1 protein-coding gene is annotated in these 743 nt (G+C 45.8%); it reads right to left on the bottom strand.

Annotation, left to right across the window (positions count from 1 at the left end):
* Positions 1-743: hypothetical protein (locus GFV00_RS09660; protein ID WP_160557905.1), on the bottom strand; the 743-nt coding region annotated here is incomplete at both ends.

Raw genomic sequence — 743 nt, 5'->3', positions numbered from 1 at the left:
CCTTTCAAACTAAGGTAGAAATAATTTTCTTCCTCCCAGCCCGTCTCGGTCCTTCTGGTTCCGTTTTTGTAACACCACAGGGCTCTTTCCAGAAAAACCTCTTCTGCTTGTACGGTTTTTTCTGCCGAACGGTGACTTACTTCCTCTCCCTGCAGTTGGGCCGAAAAAGTAACTTTATCTTTCCTGCCCATTCGTAAAACCGCCTGTTGACAGTCGGAGGACAGACTCCATTCCAACTCGACAGAATGCGGACAGGTCCATTGCGGCGTTTCTCCCGCTTGCAGAGACATCAAGGGTTGGATCTTATAGACAGCTTCAGCTCCCACGGGTATTTTTTCAGGACCGCTGATGCTTTCCAAACGGTTCTTGCCCACTTCAATCCATGCCGTATCCGGACCTTTTCCCAAAACAGCTGTCGAGTCTTTATCTTCCCCGAAGGCTTGGAATTTATAAATCCCGTAAAGGTCGGTTACAGGCTGCCCTTGTTTTTTGAATTCTTCGACAAGCGATGCAACACTGATCTTTAACTCTTCTTTAAGTCCTAACCGTATGACTTTCCCCCCGTCTTTTTGAACAATCCAAAAAGCCCGATTCCCTAATCCGATCATTCCGCCGTAATCATGCTTGATTTTCGAAACTTTCAGATGAAAAATGCCGTCTTTTCGTATCTTGTCGCTTCCCAGGTTTTTTATATTTTCTGCCGATCGGTTTTTTATTTTTACGGTCAACACACGCCGATTAGG

Source organism: Apibacter sp. B3935 (assembly GCF_009827705.1).
Classification (GTDB): Bacteria; Bacteroidota; Bacteroidia; order Flavobacteriales; family Weeksellaceae; genus Apibacter.
Note: the sequence above shows the minus strand (reverse complement) of the source record. Positions and strands in the feature narration are given on the sequence as shown.